The sequence below is a fragment of the Geobacillus genomosp. 3 genome (genome assembly GCF_000445995.2).
GTDB lineage: Bacteria > Bacillota > Bacilli > Bacillales > Anoxybacillaceae > Geobacillus.
Window position 1 is genome coordinate 554,636 of record NC_022080.4, and the last position, 15,091, is coordinate 569,726.

Consider the following 15,091-nt stretch of genomic DNA (forward strand, 5'->3'; position numbering starts at 1 on the left):
CGGGAAAATCGGTTCATTGGTCAATCGCCTGCTTCATAAGGGGGTTCCTCTTTTACAAGGTCGCGCGCTTCCTCGATATTGACCTCATCGCCGCGACCGTGCACAGCGCCGCCGGCCATTCCTTCATTAATCATCCGGTCGATATCCATATAATATTCATCGCGCCCTTCGTACAAAACGTCTTGGTGTCCGGCTTCTTTCCGTTCCATCGTTTTGCTCCTTTCTCATCGTTTTTTTCTAGTTTGCGCGGAATAGGCATACGTTATCCACTGACCTCATATGGATAATCAGAACAAGCGGGAAGGAGCGAATAGGGCATGATCGTTTCCATTAAAAAGCTGATCGAAACGACCGCCGCAACTGAAACAAAGGCGAGACAGCTCGCCGGGACCGGAACGGACGAGCCGACATGGGCTCGCTACTTAGAAGAGACCCGCCGGCAGCAGAAGCTTTGGCAATATGTGCATTATTTAGTGTCCGGCGCTAACGTGGAATGCCATGAAGGAAGAGGGCGAAAAGAAACGGGGGCCAGCCGTTTGGACTTGCTGCAATCCTTGGCGGAAGCAGAATGGGAAAAGGCAAAGTTATGCCGGGACATTTGCGGACGATTGGATGGTGCGGCCAAACAGGCGGCCAGCCAAGTAGTTCGTCAGGCGCTTCAGTACAGCCGTGAGTTTTGGGCTATGGCACAAGATGAGCTAATTCGGCAAACAGCTGATTAAGCCGCCTGAGACGCTGCGTTTCAATTTCCGGTTCGTCAAACACCATCGGTTTGGCGTTCATTTCATAAACGTACAGCTGCCGTTCGCGGCCGACACCGATGTCGGCGGAAAATTCGCCGACAAAGCCGAACCGCTCGCTAAGGCGTTCACCGCTAAGGGCAATCAGTTGCCCGAGCGCCTGTTCGTCGATGCGTTCTTTGACTTCTGTGTATGGCAATACGGTTCCACCATGAAAAGTGTGGGTGGTCAGCGACTGCGTTCCGGCAAGGCGGACACCGACGCCGGTAATCGTGTAGCGGCCGCGCTGCCAATGAGCAAGCACGCGCAAATCGTAACGGCGGCCGTTCCACGTATCGGTGTCAGCTGCTGCTTGGACAATGTAACGACAAGATTGGAGAAGGGGCGCCAGCTCATCGAGCGCCCTCAACCGTTTTTGGCCGCGGGGAGATTCGCATATGGCCGCCGCCCCAGGCAAGGCGGTGAGGCGGAATAAGCCGTTTCCTCTTGACCCGCTATCTTGTTTGACATAGATGCAGCTGTATTGATCAAGCCAAGCACGCACGTCATCCACCGTGTCAACAAGTGCAGTCGGCAACAAGTACGGCCAAAGCCGACGGTCAGTCCGCAATGTGTCGTAAACGTCCGACTTGCGGAAAAAGGAGCGGTTGACGAGCGGGATGCCGCGAGCGGCAAGCCGGGCCGCTGCTGTTTGAAACGGCTCGCTTTGTTCTTCCTCGCGGCTTTTTACCCGGTTGTAGACGGCGTCTGGCAACGGGGTAAACGATTCGACAAAACGCTCGAGCGCCGGGACGAATACATAGCCGGAGACCGTTTTCTCACCGATGCCGGCTGCTGTGCTGACGATGGTGATCCCGCCATTAGCATGGAACGAGCGGATGACAGTCTCAAGCCACGGCTTTCTCCCGCCAAGCAAAGCCGGAATGGACGATTCGCTCACCAAAATGCCGACAAGCGGTCCGACCCGCCCGCCTTGTGCGCGAACGGCAAAAGTAAGATCGGGAAGAGAAGCGGTGAAGACGAGCTGGCCGCTGCCAAATCGATAAAGCCCGCCCGCTTCCTTGCAAACCCACTCGCCCGTGTCGCGCCGATAGCCGATCACGATCATGGCCAAAGCGCCTCTGGTTCGGTGATGGCCGTTTTGCTTAGGTGGACGGCATAAGCGAGCGGCAGCAGCGACGTGCGCTCATCTGCCTCCTTAAGCCCTGGATGCTTAAAAATTGAGCGCCCTGGTTTGGAGTTGGCTTCGAACATCCAAATTTTCCCCTGTTTATCCACACCGAGGTCAAAGCCGATTTCACCGATCAAAGTTTCCGATGTTTCGTCAAGGCAGCGGCTAAGTGTAAGAGCGGCGTTATGCAGACGTGCCAACACGGTTTCGCGCTGGGCAGTGTCCGGAAAAATGTCTTCGAGTGTTTTAACGATTCCGCCGCTGTTCATATGAGTGGTGATGCTTTGCCTTCCGGCGATTTTGGCCGCGATGGCGCTCACTTGCCATTGGCCGTATTCATTTTTATTAGTATGGACGCGAAAATCCGTCGGCCGGCCATTGACGGTCATGAGCGGCACAGCCTGCTGAATGACGCAGCGATGCAGTGGCGCCTCGGCAAGCAAATAATGCCATAGTGCCATGGCAGTTGGAAACAGGGCGGTTTTCGTTTCCCCTTGTTCATCGCGAAAACGGCATTCGTATACATTGTTTTTTTGGGCCAAATGGTAGATGCCGCGGCCGAGGCTCCCATCCGCCGGTTTCACATACGCTTCCGTGTAGCGGGTGAGAAACTGTTCGACTGTCTGCCATGTAATATGGGCAGATGTCGCTGGCAAGTACGGTCGCGCTTCGCGATGGGTGGCGAGTTGACGGTAAATATCCCATTTGTTGAAAAAATGACCATTAAACACCGGAATGCCATAAGCGGTTTGCAACGTCTCGGTGATCGTTTGAAACATTTCGTTATTTTCAATGCGCCGGTTTGGCAGGCGGTTGTAAATAACGGTCGGCAATGGCACCGTATGGCGCTCCCAACCGCGTTCCGTATAAAAATAGCCGTTGATCATTCCGTTTTCCCAGTCGATATGGGAAGGGCCGAACAAAAAAGCGAATCCGCCGACTTGTTTCTCTTGCGCTAACAGTTTGGCGAAGAAAAAACTGCGCCCCCCGACCGGCCGCTGAAGCGACTTTGTAAATCCGGCGGTGAAAACGCCGACAAGCGGACCGAAATGGACGGCTTCCGCGGTTAAAAAGACGTGGACGTTAGCGGCAAACGGAATGGATAGGCGCCGGGCGACGTCACTTGTGATGACCACGCGGTCGGTGAGCGCGGAAGAGGAAACAATCCGGCACGGGACAAGCACGCTGCCAAACGCAGCTGCCGTTTGTCCGTTTGCTTGAAGCGAGGCGGGCAAGGTGACCGTGTTCTCCCCGTTTTTGTCAATGATGAATTCATAGGTCATCGACTGTTCCCCCCGCCCGCCAAAAACAAACAGTAGCGGAGCGGCGCTTCATAAATGCCGTTTTGTTGCTCCGCAGAGAGGATGTTGACGACTTTTCTCCCTGGTTTGGAATTCACATCCAAAATCCAGACCGCCCCGTTGTCGGCCACGCCAAGATCTAAGCCAATCTCAAACAGTGGGCCGAACTCACTGTCGATATAAGTTGGCAGTGTGCGGATGATCGTTTCGATACTATCAAGCACGACGATGCGCTTTGGAGACGGCAGGCAATCAAGCCAATCCGCAAATGGCCGAATATCGGCCCCAGCGCGGACGTTGGCCACCCACGTTCCCGCGTGCCCGATCCGCACGGCCCGCACTTGTTCGATCCAACGGCCGGTTTCATCTTTTTGCAATAAAACGCGAAGATCAAACGGTTCGTTCGCCGGAGTGGACAGTGAAAGAAGCGGCTGCAGCGCGTAGCCGTCGCGGCGGTTCAACGAGGTGACAAGCTGATCCAGTTCTCTCCGGCGGGTGATGACCGCCCGTTCTTTGCCGCTCCCGTCTTGGACGGATAACGTTTTCCCTTTTTTTTGGATAACGTAAATACCGCGTCCGGCGGAACCGTGCACCGGCTTGGCAATGACGGCCTGTTCGCGACGGAGAAGCTCGAGCATGTCATCAGCGCGTTCGAGACGGACGGTCGGCGGCACATACGCCGACAGAAGCGGATGGGCCGAAAGCGATTCGTACACCTCCCACTTGTTGGGCAGGCCATAGCCTAAAAAGACCAAGTCAGGCCGCTGCTTTAGCCAACGCATTATCGGTTTCGCTTTTTTCGAACGATCGTCATGGCCGTAAAAGCAACGGTCGTATAAAAACGGTGGAATGGGAAAGACGGCATCCGCCCATTCGTTCGTCTCTTCCTGAAAGACAAAGCCGTGAACGTGTTCCGTCTGTGGGTCAATATTCAGCGGCGAAAAACGGCAAACCGAAATGCCGTAGCGCCCGGCGCGTTTAGCCACTTCGGTGCAATAGCCGCGGTCTTGCTGTTCGTCAAGGGTGACAAAACCGAGTGAAATCAACGTCGTTCACTCCCTTTCCTCCATCAATGCTAAACAATAGTCCATAACTGCTTTCGCCGACGGACGAACGGATTGTGGAGAGGCTGTCGGTTCCGTCTGTTTCGACGGTTTTGTGTTCACTTCAATGATCCAAGGATGGTCATGGACATCAATCGCGAGATCGATCCCCAACTCCCCATACAGCCCTTCCGCTTCAAGCGTCAGCACGGCCGCCGCTTCCAACGCAATTTCTTTGAGAAGCTGTTTTTTCTGGAAAGCGTCTGATGCTGTGTACCATTCTCGCAATACGGGATTGACCGCCATCAGTTCCCCGCCCCGAGCGAGATTGGCGACAAACTGATGGGGCGGCGCCACACGGGCGACCGCTGAGGTAACACGCCAATCATTGTTGCGAACGCGATGGCAAAGAAGCCGGAAATCGACCGGGCGGCCGTCAAATGTGCGGAGATCAAGCCCTTGTTGAATGATCATTGTCGTCTTCGTTCGTTGCCGCAAAGCGGAAACTACATGGTCTATCGAGCTGTATATGGCTGTCGAAGCGGAAGTGGAGTGGCGAAGACAAATTCCGCCATCCAAACGTTCAAGGCAGAAAATCCCTCGCCCTTGGCTGCCGTGGATCGGTTTGAGAAAGACGGATGGGAAGGCGGCCAAAAAGGCTTCAAGCGTGTGTTCGTTGTTCCATAATGCCGTTTTGGGCAAATAGGGATGCAAGTACTCGTGCCGCTCGAAATAGCGATGCACTTCCCATTTATGCAAAAAACGGCGATTGAATATCGTTCCCCCTTCCTCGGCAAGCCGGGTGAGCAGCCCGGTGAACAAAGGAGTATATTCCGATTGGCGCGAGTGGAGCCGGTTGTAGATGACATCAGCCGGAGGAACATCTCGTTTCCTCCACTCACCGCCAACCCATTGATAGCCTATGTGCTGCAAATAAAGCGACGGCGATGTGACGTAAACAAAGAGGCCGCGCTCTTCCCCGTATTGCGCCAGTTCCTCGCAAAAACGATGGATGGAGCCAAAATATGTTTGTTCACTTGTTTCCTTCATTTCCGTCAGCACGGCAACGGTTCGTTGTTCGTTCATCGCAGTCCCTCATTTGCGCATTCGTCAGGCAAGGTCTATAATGAAAAATTAGGCAAACGTTTATACCGTATCGTATGATGAGGGCTGCTGTTTGGTGACAGCGGCACGGACGGAAGGGGAAGATGATGGACACGTTCGTTTATTTGTTGTTTATGATCGCGGTCGGGGCGCTAATCGGTGGAGTGACGAACTTTATCGCGATCGTCATGTTGTTTCGCCCGTATGAGCCGATATACATATTTGGAAAACAGCTGCCGTTCACCCCTGGCTTGATCCCAAAACGGAGGCGGGAACTCGCGGAACAGCTCGGGAAAACAGTCGTTGAGCATTTAGTGACACCGGAAGGGCTGCGTCGGAAGCTAACGGATCATGACTTTGCTGTAGGAATGGCTGACTGGGGACGTGAATGGTTGAAACGATGGCTTTCGCGCCAAGAAACACCAGCACAGCTGCTCGAGCGCCTCGGCGTCCATTCGCCTGATGAACGGCTTAGCGAGTTGGCGGCTAAGGAGATCGAGCAGGTGTATGAACGATGGGGCGAAACGTGGCGTCTGCGGCCCATTCGCGATCTATTGCCGCCGGAACTGAAGCAAACGATGGAGGCGCGCGTTGAAGCCTTGGCCGGCTACCTGGCCGATCGGGTGCTCGATTATTTCAGCAGTGAAGAAGGAAAACAACAGCTGGCCGGCATGATCCACCGCTTTTTCCAGGAGAGAGGGATGGTCGGGGGCATGTTGCAAATGTTGCTCGGCAATGTCAATTTCGTCGATAAAGTGCAATCGGAGCTCAGCAAATTTTTGCGCCATGCCGGTACGAGAGCGATGCTCGCCCGCCTTCTTTGGGCGGAATGGAACAAATGGATCAGCTATCCGCTGGCCGCTGTTGAAGAGATGATCGGTCGCCGGCGCATTCGTGAGGCGGTGAGTGCCGCCGCCCGCAGTCTTGTGCGAAACAACGGCTGGCTGCACCGCCCCATCGCCGTGCTGATCGCTCCGTATGAACAAAAACTGTTCGACCGTCTCGTTCCGCAAGCGGTGGGCGCAGCGGTTCGCGTGCTTGGGGACAAAATGGAGGGGATCGTGGCGCAGCTCGGATTGGCGGACATTGTCCGCGATCAAGTTGAATCGTTTTCGCTAAGGCGATTAGAGGCGATCATTTTGTCGATCGCTCGCCGTGAGTTGAAAATGATCACGTATTTGGGCGCTTTTCTTGGCGGGATGATCGGCGCTGTTCAAGGCGTCATCGGCTTATGGCTGTAGCCGGAGGCATATCGCCGCCCGCCGGCGCATACGTTAGAACGTGAACGATATTAATGTAGGAGGCTCCTGTTTATGTCTGAATCTCTTCACGCACTCGCCAGACAACTTGAGCAGGCGATCCGGGCAAGCCAGCCGTTCCAACAACTGAAACAGGCATATGAAGATGTCCGCCGCGATGAAACCGCCTATCGGGTGTTTGTCAGCTTCCGCGACATTCAACTCCGGCTTCACGAAAAACAAATGAGCGGGGCTGCCATTTTGCCGGATGAAATCGAGCAGGCGCAAAAGGCGATGGCACTTGCCCAACAAAACACCAAACTAGCCCGTCTGATGGCGCTTGAACAACAAATGAGCATGACGATCGCCGAAGTCCAACAAATCGCCATGAAACCGCTCGAAGAGTTGCACCGCTCGCTGATGGGGGAAAAATAAGGGGAGAACACCCGGTCGGGTGTTCTTTTTTTGTCCGTTCCGTCATAGTCATGAAAATGAAAAGAAATGCAAAGCTGCCAACGAACAAAAGAGCGGCGTGATGATCCGCTGATGGAAAAAGCGGGATGGACAAAAGGGGGAGACAGCCGTGTATAAGCTCTTAGCACTTAACATTGACGGAACGATTTTGAAAAATAACGGCCGCCTGCCGCGTGAAACGAAGGAGGCCGTCAACTATGTAAAGCGAAAAGGGGTTTACGTCACATTAATGACCAGTCGCAATTTGCTTTCCGCCCGCAAAGTGGCGAAAGCGCTCCGACTCGATGGGATGCTCATCACCTTTCAAGGGGCGATGGTCGGCAAAACGCTGGATGACAAGCTGTTCCAAATGTTGATTCCCGAGGAACGGACGTTTAATATCGTACAAATTTTGGAGAACTTTAATTGCAATATTCGGCTCATGCACGAACGGTATTCGCTCGGCAACCGGAAAAAGGTGAAAAAAAACCTCGTCGTGCAAACGGTGCTCTCGTCAAGCGATCCCTTTTTCTATCCGACCCAATTTGTGGATTCGCTCGGCGATGTGTTGATCGATGAACCGATTGCGGTGCCAAAAATTGATGTCTTTTTTGCTGGGGATGCGGAACGGGATGAAGCGGCCGCTGTCTTGGCGAAGGCGGTTCCGTCTATCGATATGATTATGCAGCCGGGCGGAAAAATGGAAATTGTCCCGCAAGGCGTATCGAAGCTCGCCGGGCTGCGCCGGCTCGCTCAACATATCGGCGTATCGCTGAGAGAAACAGTAGTGATCGGTGACGGCGTTGATGATTTACCAGCGATTGAAGCGGCCGGGCTTGGTGTTGCCATGGGCAATGCGCCGCTTGAAGTAAAGCGGGTAGCCGACTGGGTGACCCGTACGAACGAGCAACTCGGCGTCGCCTACATGGTGAAAGAACATTTCCGCAAACAACAACGAATCGAGTTTTTGCAAAAACTCAAAACGCAACAGTAAACGGTGGGGAAGAGGGGGTTCGCAGAGACCCCCTTTTTCATTTTCCCCACCAGCCGGAAACGGTATATAACGCCGGTTAAACGAAAATGGTCTTTCGGACAGCCCCCTTATTATATGGCTCGGCTTGAAGCGGCGTCCTTCCATCAGGGCGGCGAGGAAGGTGCATTCTTCCGCTTGACGGGGGAAACAGCAGTTCTGTACACTGAAAGAAGTTTGACAGAAAAGGTGATGAACGTGCGGATTGAAATTCAAGGACTGCCAAATCCGGAGCGGTTTCAACGTCCGCTTGAAGTGATGACCGAGCTGTTTTTCGAAGCGCCGGAGCTGTCGTTTGCGCCGCTTCCTGAGGCTGATGTGGCCGTCTCGTTTGTCATCAGCGGAAACGGGCGCATTGCTGTTTTCGGAACGCTTGTTGACAAGGCGTCCGGGCGCACCGAGGAAGCCGGGCATGAGCGAAGGGTGCCGGCGGACGCGGATGGGAAAGCGCAGGAAAAGCAGCTCAAAAACGCAGTCTTCCATGTGTATTTAACGTTGCTTGAGAACTATACCGACCTGGTCCAGCCTTGGGGCATTTTAACCGGCGTCCGTCCGGTGAAGCTGTTCCATCAGCTGTTGCGCTCGGGGCTCTCGAAAGAAGAGGCGCATCGGAAGCTGGCCGAGGAGTACTTGGTGACTAAGGAGAAAATCGAACTGATGCAGGCGATCGTCGACCGCCAGCTCACGGTCGTGCCCGATTTATACGATTTGGCCCATGAAGTGAGCGTTTATATCGGCATTCCGTTTTGCCCGACAAAGTGCGCGTATTGTACGTTTCCGGCGTACGCCATTAACGGCCGCCAAGGGTCGGTCGACGCCTTTTTGGCCGGGCTCCATTATGAAATGGAAGCGGTCGGCCGCTTTTTGCGCGAACGCGGCATTCGCATTACGACGATCTACTATGGCGGCGGAACGCCGACGAGCATTACGGCTGACGAGATGGACCGTTTATACGCTCATATGTACGACGTCTTTCCGGATGTTGACCGCGTCCGTGAAATCACGGTCGAGGCCGGCCGGCCGGATACGATTACGCCGGAAAAGCTTGAGGTGCTGAAAAAATGGAAAATCGATCGGATCAGCATTAACCCGCAGTCGTACATTCAAGAAACGTTAAAGGCGATCGGCCGCCATCATACGGTTGAAGAGACGGTCAACAAGTTTCAGTTGGCGCGGCAAATGGGCATGAACAACATCAACATGGATTTAATTATCGGTCTGCCGGGTGAAGGGCTGCCGGAGTTTACGTATACACTCGAACAGACGGAACGGCTCATGCCGGAATCGCTCACCGTTCATACGCTGTCGTTCAAGCGGGCGTCCGAGATGACGAAAAACAAACAAAAGTACAAAGTCGCCGGCCGTGAAGAAATACAGGCGATGATGAAGGCGGCTCAAGGGTGGACAAACGAGCGCGGGTATGTCCCGTATTACTTGTATCGGCAAAAAAATATTCTCGGCAACCTCGAAAACGTCGGTTACGCCTTGCCGGGGCACGAGAGCATTTACAATATCATGATCATGGAAGAACAGCAGTCGATCATCGGGCTCGGCTGTGGGGCGTCAAGCAAATTCGTCGATCCAAAAACACGGAAAATCACCCGTCAAGCGAATCCGAAAGAGCCGAAAGTGTACAACGAGCATTTCGCCGAATATACGGAAGAAAAGATCAATCTGTTAAAGGGAATATTTGGATAAACAACAACACCCCGGGAACTCCCCCGGGGTGTTTTAGCGGTGAAATAAAATGAGCTTGCCGCCGGCGTTGACGCAGCGGTGTGTTTTGTCCCAACAGCCGCGCTCGCGCAGCTTTTGTTCACCGATTTTTTTCGCTTCTTCATCATTCGCGGCTTCAAATGTCTCATCAAGCAATTTTTCCCCGTCGCGTTCAAAGGCGGTCAACGTATACGTTGGCATGTTGTCATCCCCTTTCAATGAATCACCGCTCATTTTTTTATTGGCGATTGGAGGGGCGGATTCCTGCTTACAGGTGAAACTTTTTTTTCAATAATGCGTTTTATAATATGCATGGAAAATTTATTTTTCATTGGGGGAATATGGATGAGTGTGGAGATCATCGGGGTGACGAAACGGTTTGGTCAAGCGACTGCTGTCGATGGACTGACGTTGACTGTTCCGGAAGGGGAAATGTTTGGTCTGCTCGGCGCAAACGGGGCGGGAAAGACGACGACTTTTCGCATGATTTTAGGTCTTTTGCTTCCAACGGAAGGAGTGATCCGTTGGTGCGGGGAGCCGATTGATTACTCCAAAAGTCATTTGATTGGCTATTTGCCGGAAGAGCGCGGATTGTATCCGAAGCTGAAAGTGAAAGAGCAGCTTCTGTATTTAGGGCGTTTGCGTGGAATGAAAAAGACAGATCTCCTCTCAGAAATCGACCGATGGCTAGAACGCTTCCATATTCGTGATTATGCCAATAGACGGGTCGAAGAGTTGTCAAAAGGCAACCAACAAAAAGTCCAGTTTATCGCTGCCGTGCTTCACCGACCAAAGCTAGTCATCTTGGATGAGCCGTTTAGTGGCCTTGATCCGGTGAACGTCGAACTGTTGAAAGAGGCGGTGCTGGATTTAAAACAGGGCGGTGCGACGATCATTTTCTCGAGCCATCGCATGGAACATGTAGAAGAGCTGTGTGAACATGTTTGCATTTTGCACCGGGGACAGGCCGTGGTGTCTGGGATGCTCCGTGAGTTGAAACGTTCGTTCGGAAAACAAATCCTCGTCATTCAAGGGGAGGGGCCGTTGGAAGAATTGGCGCCATTTCCTGGCGTTTTGCAGTGGAAACGGACGGTGGAAGGAGTGCGGCTGCAGATCGCCAATGAGGAAATAGCGCAAGCGATCCTCAGCCATATCACTGGGAAGGTGAAGGTGCGTCTATTTGCCTTGGAGGAACCATCTTTGAATGATATTTTTATTGAAAAAGTGGGGGCGGCATATGAATAAATTTTTTCTTGTCATGGGCCATACATATGGAACAAAGTTGAAGGCAAAATCATTTCTGGTGACCACTGCCATCACGTGCCTGCTGATTATCGGTTTAGCCAATATTCAATCGATCATTAAGTTTTTCACTAGCGATGAAAAGGCTCAAGTGGCCGTCATTGACCGCACGGGATCGTTGTATGGCCCGTTAACAAAACAGATAACCGGCGGCGAAGTTGCCTTGACCAAAATTACGGACATGGAAAAGGAGGCAAAAGAAGCGGTTAAAGAAGGAGAATGGGACGGTCTGCTTATTTTGTCTGCGGATGAGGGAGGGTTGCCGAGAGCGGTCTATTATGCCAAGACCATTGTCGACAATCAGACGCCGGAAGAGCTTGCACAAGCGTTAAGCCAGCTGAAAACAGCGCTTTCCGCTGCTAAGCTCGGCTTAACGAATGAACAAATGGCGGAGCTTTACAAACCGGTTTCGTTCCAAAAGGTGGCGCTTGAAGAAGACGCCAAGACGGAAGAGGAGTTGAATCAAGCGCGCGTGCTCGTTTACGTCCTTCTTTTCGCGATGTATATGTTTGTCTTGATGTATGGAGGCATGATCGCCACCGAGGTGGCGACGGAAAAATCGTCGCGGGTGATGGAAATTTTAGTGTCAAGCGTTCCCCCGATCCAACAGCTGTTTGGCAAAATCATCGGTGTTGCCCTTGTCAGCTTGACGCAGTTTTTCATCTTTTTTGTCGTTGCTTTTGCCGCATTAAAAATGAGCGGGCAAGAAGTGTGGCGCTTGCTCGGATTGGACCATCTCCCAACATCGATATTTGTGTATGCGCTCCTGTTTTTCTTGCTCGGGTATCTTTTGTATGCGGTGTTGTTTGCCGTGCTCGGCTCGCTTGTCAGCCGGGTTGAAGATGTCCAGCCGCTCATTACGCCGGTGATCATGATTGTGGCGATCGCGTTCATGATCGCGATGTTTGGATTGAACGCCCCCGATTCGCCGTTTGTGATTGGCGCCTCATTTGTTCCGTTTTTTGCGCCGCTGCTCATGTTTTTGCGCATCGGCCTTGTGTCCGTGCCTTCTTGGGAAGTGGCGCTCTGCTTTGCGCTGTTGGTGGGGACGATCGCCTTCTTGATTTATGTTGGCGCCAAAGTGTATCGGGGCGGGGTGTTGATGTATGGACGGGTGAACATGTTCAAGGATATGAAACAGGCGATTCAGCTGACGAAAAAGTAAACAGATGCGTTGTATGTGCTTTCCTTGCCGTTTCGGCAAGGCTTTCTTTTTGCCCACGAGCCGTTATGATATACTAGAGAGTACGTACAGGGAAACGGAGGAGAACGAAGTGGCCAAAGGCATTATTCATTACGAAGTCGGGGAACAAGTCGATCTGTTTTTGCTCATTAAATCGGCGACAAAAGGCATTGCCAGCAACGGCAAGCCGTTTTTAACATTAATTTTGCAAGATAAAAGCGGGGACATTGAAGCGAAATTGTGGGACGTCTCTCCGGACGATGAGCAGCGGTATGTGCCGGAATGCATTGTCAAAGTGGCGGGAGACATTCACAATTACCGCGGCAAATTGCAGCTGCGCATCCGTTCGATCCGCCCGGCTCACCCCGGCGATGCGGTGCGCGTTCATGACTTTTTGGAGACGGCGCCGCTTGACCGGGAAGACATGCGGGCGAAGGTGACCGAATACATATTCGCAATGGAAAATCCGAACATCCAGCGCATTACCCGTTACTTGTTAAAAAAATATGAAAAACCGTTTTTTGAATACCCGGCGGCGACGAAAAACCATCACGAATTTATTTCCGGACTGGCGTATCATGTTGTGTCGATGCTTGAACTTGCCAAGGCGCTCGTCCGATTGTATCCGTCGCTCAACAAAGATTTGCTGTATGCCGGCATTATTTTGCATGACCTTGGCAAAGTGATCGAGCTGTCTGGCCCGGTGTCGGCGTCATATACGCTCGAAGGCAATTTGCTCGGCCATATTTCCATCATGGTGAGCGAAATTAGCAAAGCGGCCGAACAGCTTGGCATTCAAGGGGAGGAAGTCATCATTTTGCAACATCTCGTGTTGTCACACCATGGAAAGGCCGAGTGGGGGAGTCCGAAGCCGCCGCTCGTGAAAGAAGCCGAAGTGCTTCATTATATTGACAATTTGGATGCGAAAATGAACATGATCGATCGGGCGCTCGAAAAAGTGAAGCCGGGCGAATTTACGGAGCGTATCTTTGCCCTTGACAACCGTTCGTTTTACAAACCAGCGTTTCTAGCTGTTTCAACACCGAAGAAAGAGGGTAATGAAAAATAGCCGTCGGCAAAGGAGGGATAGAGCGTGATCGAACCGATCATTGAAATCGTCCCAACATCCCAGCACGAACAGGCGAAAGAAAAGTTGAGCGAGCTGCGCAAACAGTGGAAGAAAGCAAAGGAGAAAACGAAAAGGCGAAATGAAGCATAAGCGTTGTCCCAAAGAAAGAGGCGGTGTTCCCGCCTCTTTCTTTATGCATACGGCTGCCTGCTTGCGCGTATAGTGTAGTAAGACAAGCACATGAAAAAGGGGGATGAGGATGCTCAGTTTGCCGTGGTGGATCTACCTAGTCGTGGCCGGCATTATTTTCAGTGGTTATATGACCGTGAAAACGGCGGCGCGCGAGCGGGAAATAGATGAGGCGTTTATTGAAAAAGAGGGGGAAGTTTATATGGAGCGCATTCGCCAAGAACGCGAACGGCGCAAGCAAGCAAAGTCCTTGTAATATTCAAGGGCTTCTTTTTTTTAGTAAATATCATTTGAAAACGCTTTTTTCGAAAAATTCCCTTTCTTTTTTAAGAATTCATGTTAGGATAATAATATCAACGGACTACGAGTGAACAAAGTGAGGGATGAGGAATGAAACGCGCGTACAATTTCAATGCCGGCCCGTCGGCGCTGCCGCTGCCGGTGCTCGAGCGGGCGCAACAGGAGCTGCTCAACTTTCAAAACACCGGGATGTCGGTCATGGAATTAAGCCACCGGAGCAAAGAATACGACGCCGTCCATAATGCGGCGAAAGAGCGGCTCAAGCGGCTCCTAAACGTACCGGATGGCTATGACGTTTTGTTTTTGCAAGGCGGGGCGAGCTTGCAGTTTGCGATGGTGCCGATGAATTTCCTCGCTGAAGGGAAAATCGGCTGCTATGTGCTGACAGGGGCGTGGTCGGAGAAAGCGCTGAAAGAAGCGCAAAAAATTGGTTTGACGACGGTTGTCGCCTCGAGCAAAGAGACGAACTACACGTATATTCCGTCGCTCGACGACGTGAAATGGCCGAAAGATGCTGCCTACGTCCACATTACATCCAATAACACGATTTTCGGTACACAATGGCACGAGTTTCCGGACGTGCCGGCTGATCTTGTCGCTGACATGTCGAGCGACATTTTGAGCCGGCCGTTTGATGTTAACAAGTTTGCCCTCATTTATGCCGGGGCACAAAAAAATCTCGGTCCGTCGGGAGTTACGGTCGTCATCATCCGCAACGATTTGCTTGAGCGCATCCCGGATGGGCTGCCGACAATGCTTGATTATCGGACGCATCAAAAAAGTAATTCGTTGTACAACACGCCGCCGACGTTTGCGATTTATATGTTGTCGCTTGTGCTCGAATGGGTTGAGGAACAAGGCGGTGTGGCTGCTGTAGAAGAGCGTAATCGTCAAAAAGCGGCGGTGCTGTACGGGGCGATTGACGAAAGTGACGGCTTTTACAAACCGCACGCCGAAAAAGGAAGCCGCTCGTTTATGAACGTCACTTTTACGCTTCCGAATGACGAGCTGACGAAAACGTTCCTTGCGGAAGCGAAGGAGCGCGGTTTTGTTGGGCTTGGCGGCCACCGGTCGGTTGGCGGATGCCGGGCATCGATTTACAATGCAGTGCCGCTTGAAGCATGCGAGGCGCTTGCGTCGTTTATGAACGACTTCCGCCGTCGTTTTGCCTGAAAATTTCTTCTTCACTTTTGTGCTGCAAAGTGATATAATGATAGAAAAATTCTCAAGCGAGAGAATAGACGAGGAGAGA

At 52.4% G+C, this 15,091-nt stretch carries 17 protein-coding genes; 11 read left to right on the top strand and 6 right to left on the bottom strand.

What is annotated here, in order from left to right; translation table 11 throughout:
• Window positions 1-20: 20 nt before the first annotated feature.
• The gene (locus tag M493_RS02945; protein ID WP_020958777.1) at window positions 21-209 is read right to left on the bottom strand and encodes a hypothetical protein; all 189 of its coding nucleotides are present in this window, start codon (window positions 207-209) and stop codon (window positions 21-23) included.
• Between the two features lie 108 nt (window positions 210-317).
• On the opposite strand from M493_RS02945, the gene M493_RS02950 reads away from it, so the two are divergent.
• Window positions 318-722: a hypothetical protein gene (locus M493_RS02950; protein ID WP_020958778.1), complete on the top strand. Its 405-nt coding sequence runs from the start codon at window positions 318-320 to the stop codon at window positions 720-722.
• Here the strand turns inward: M493_RS02950 and M493_RS02955 are convergent.
• Genes M493_RS02955 through M493_RS02970 form a run of 4 tightly spaced genes read right to left on the bottom strand, consistent with a single transcriptional unit; the run spans window position 682 to window position 5,341 of the window.
• Window positions 682-1,848, bottom strand: a complete 1,167-nt coding sequence (locus tag M493_RS02955; RefSeq protein WP_020958779.1) for a YheC/YheD family protein — start codon at window positions 1,846-1,848, stop codon at window positions 682-684. The two genes, M493_RS02950 and M493_RS02955, sit on opposite strands and share 41 nt — an antisense overlap.
• Complete coding sequence (locus M493_RS02960) at window positions 1,845-3,194, bottom strand: YheC/YheD family protein (RefSeq protein ID WP_020958780.1); 1,350 nt, start codon at window positions 3,192-3,194, stop codon at window positions 1,845-1,847. Before M493_RS02960 ends, M493_RS02955 begins: the two co-directional genes overlap by 4 nt.
• On the bottom strand, window positions 3,191-4,258 hold the full coding sequence (locus tag M493_RS02965; protein WP_020958781.1) for a YheC/YheD family protein: 1,068 nt from the start codon (window positions 4,256-4,258) through the stop codon (window positions 3,191-3,193). Before M493_RS02965 ends, M493_RS02960 begins: the two co-directional genes overlap by 4 nt.
• Window positions 4,259-4,264: 6 nt before the next feature.
• Window positions 4,265-5,341 carry a YheC/YheD family protein gene (locus M493_RS02970; protein WP_020958782.1) on the bottom strand — a complete coding sequence of 359 codons (1,077 nt, stop codon included), beginning with the start codon at window positions 5,339-5,341 and terminating at the stop codon, window positions 4,265-4,267.
• A 125-nt stretch (window positions 5,342-5,466) separates the two neighbouring features.
• Here M493_RS02970 and M493_RS02975 point away from each other — a divergent pair, with 125 nt between their 5' ends.
• From M493_RS02975 to M493_RS02990, 4 genes are all read left to right on the top strand, one after another.
• On the top strand, window positions 5,467-6,600 hold the full coding sequence (locus M493_RS02975) for a DUF445 domain-containing protein (protein ID WP_020958783.1): 1,134 nt from the start codon (window positions 5,467-5,469) through the stop codon (window positions 6,598-6,600).
• Window positions 6,601-6,672: 72 nt separating this feature from the next.
• Complete coding sequence (locus M493_RS02980) at window positions 6,673-7,032, top strand: YlbF family regulator (protein WP_020958784.1); 360 nt, start codon at window positions 6,673-6,675, stop codon at window positions 7,030-7,032.
• A 148-nt stretch (window positions 7,033-7,180) separates the two neighbouring features.
• Window positions 7,181-8,044 carry a Cof-type HAD-IIB family hydrolase gene (locus M493_RS02985; RefSeq protein ID WP_020958786.1) on the top strand — a complete coding sequence of 288 codons (864 nt, stop codon included), beginning with the start codon at window positions 7,181-7,183 and terminating at the stop codon, window positions 8,042-8,044.
• A gap of 228 nt (window positions 8,045-8,272) precedes the next feature.
• A complete protein-coding gene (locus M493_RS02990; RefSeq protein WP_041267841.1) occupies window positions 8,273-9,778 on the top strand; it encodes a coproporphyrinogen III oxidase in 1,506 nt (501 codons plus the stop codon).
• Between the two features lie 33 nt (window positions 9,779-9,811).
• On the opposite strand, the gene M493_RS02995 is transcribed toward M493_RS02990, so the two are convergent.
• On the bottom strand, window positions 9,812-9,997 hold the full coding sequence (locus tag M493_RS02995) for a YhzD family protein (RefSeq protein WP_020958788.1): 186 nt from the start codon (window positions 9,995-9,997) through the stop codon (window positions 9,812-9,814).
• A 144-nt stretch (window positions 9,998-10,141) separates the two neighbouring features.
• Between M493_RS02995 and M493_RS03000 the strand changes: the two genes are divergently transcribed.
• The 6 genes from M493_RS03000 (at window position 10,142) to serC (ending at window position 15,012) form a co-directional block, all read left to right on the top strand.
• On the top strand, window positions 10,142-11,041 hold the full coding sequence (locus M493_RS03000; RefSeq protein ID WP_020958789.1) for an ABC transporter ATP-binding protein: 900 nt from the start codon (window positions 10,142-10,144) through the stop codon (window positions 11,039-11,041).
• Window positions 11,034-12,263, top strand: a complete 1,230-nt coding sequence (locus M493_RS03005; protein WP_020958790.1) for an ABC transporter permease — start codon at window positions 11,034-11,036, stop codon at window positions 12,261-12,263. The genes M493_RS03000 and M493_RS03005 overlap by 8 nt, the downstream gene beginning before the upstream one ends.
• Before the next feature lie 109 nt (window positions 12,264-12,372).
• Window positions 12,373-13,350, top strand: a complete 978-nt coding sequence (yhaM, locus tag M493_RS03010) for a 3'-5' exoribonuclease YhaM (RefSeq protein ID WP_020958791.1) — start codon at window positions 12,373-12,375, stop codon at window positions 13,348-13,350.
• Window positions 13,351-13,374: 24 nt separating this feature from the next.
• On the top strand, window positions 13,375-13,500 hold the full coding sequence (locus M493_RS03015) for a hypothetical protein (RefSeq protein ID WP_020958792.1): 126 nt from the start codon (window positions 13,375-13,377) through the stop codon (window positions 13,498-13,500).
• A gap of 109 nt (window positions 13,501-13,609) precedes the next feature.
• Window positions 13,610-13,795 carry a sporulation YhaL family protein gene (locus M493_RS03020; RefSeq protein ID WP_020958793.1) on the top strand — a complete coding sequence of 62 codons (186 nt, stop codon included), beginning with the start codon at window positions 13,610-13,612 and terminating at the stop codon, window positions 13,793-13,795.
• Window positions 13,796-13,929: 134 nt separating this feature from the next.
• Window positions 13,930-15,012, top strand: coding sequence for a 3-phosphoserine/phosphohydroxythreonine transaminase (gene serC, locus M493_RS03025; RefSeq protein WP_020958794.1), 1,083 nt, complete (start codon window positions 13,930-13,932; stop codon window positions 15,010-15,012).
• Window positions 15,013-15,091: the final 79 nt, after the last annotated feature.

What these genes read in the sequence shown, in the direction of transcription:
- M493_RS02955 (WP_020958779.1), bottom strand. Translation starts at nt 1,848, where the DNA reads ATGATCGTGATCGGCTATCGGCGCGACACGGGCGAGTGGGTTTGCAAG.
- serC (WP_020958794.1), top strand. Translation starts at nt 13,930, where the DNA reads ATGAAACGCGCGTACAATTTCAATGCCGGCCCGTCGGCGCTGCCGCTG.
- M493_RS02960 (WP_020958780.1), bottom strand. Translation starts at nt 3,194, where the DNA reads ATGACCTATGAATTCATCATTGACAAAAACGGGGAGAACACGGTCACC.
- M493_RS02995 (WP_020958788.1), bottom strand. Translation starts at nt 9,997, where the DNA reads ATGCCAACGTATACGTTGACCGCCTTTGAACGCGACGGGGAAAAATTG.
- M493_RS02945 (WP_020958777.1), bottom strand. Translation starts at nt 209, where the DNA reads ATGGAACGGAAAGAAGCCGGACACCAAGACGTTTTGTACGAAGGGCGC.
- M493_RS02970 (WP_020958782.1), bottom strand. Translation starts at nt 5,341, where the DNA reads ATGAACGAACAACGAACCGTTGCCGTGCTGACGGAAATGAAGGAAACA.
- M493_RS02950 (WP_020958778.1), top strand. Translation starts at nt 318, where the DNA reads ATGATCGTTTCCATTAAAAAGCTGATCGAAACGACCGCCGCAACTGAA.
- M493_RS02980 (WP_020958784.1), top strand. Translation starts at nt 6,673, where the DNA reads ATGTCTGAATCTCTTCACGCACTCGCCAGACAACTTGAGCAGGCGATC.
- M493_RS02975 (WP_020958783.1), top strand. Translation starts at nt 5,467, where the DNA reads ATGGACACGTTCGTTTATTTGTTGTTTATGATCGCGGTCGGGGCGCTA.
- M493_RS02990 (WP_041267841.1), top strand. Translation starts at nt 8,273, where the DNA reads ATGAACGTGCGGATTGAAATTCAAGGACTGCCAAATCCGGAGCGGTTT.
- M493_RS03020 (WP_020958793.1), top strand. Translation starts at nt 13,610, where the DNA reads ATGCTCAGTTTGCCGTGGTGGATCTACCTAGTCGTGGCCGGCATTATT.
- M493_RS03000 (WP_020958789.1), top strand. Translation starts at nt 10,142, where the DNA reads ATGAGTGTGGAGATCATCGGGGTGACGAAACGGTTTGGTCAAGCGACT.
- M493_RS03005 (WP_020958790.1), top strand. Translation starts at nt 11,034, where the DNA reads ATGAATAAATTTTTTCTTGTCATGGGCCATACATATGGAACAAAGTTG.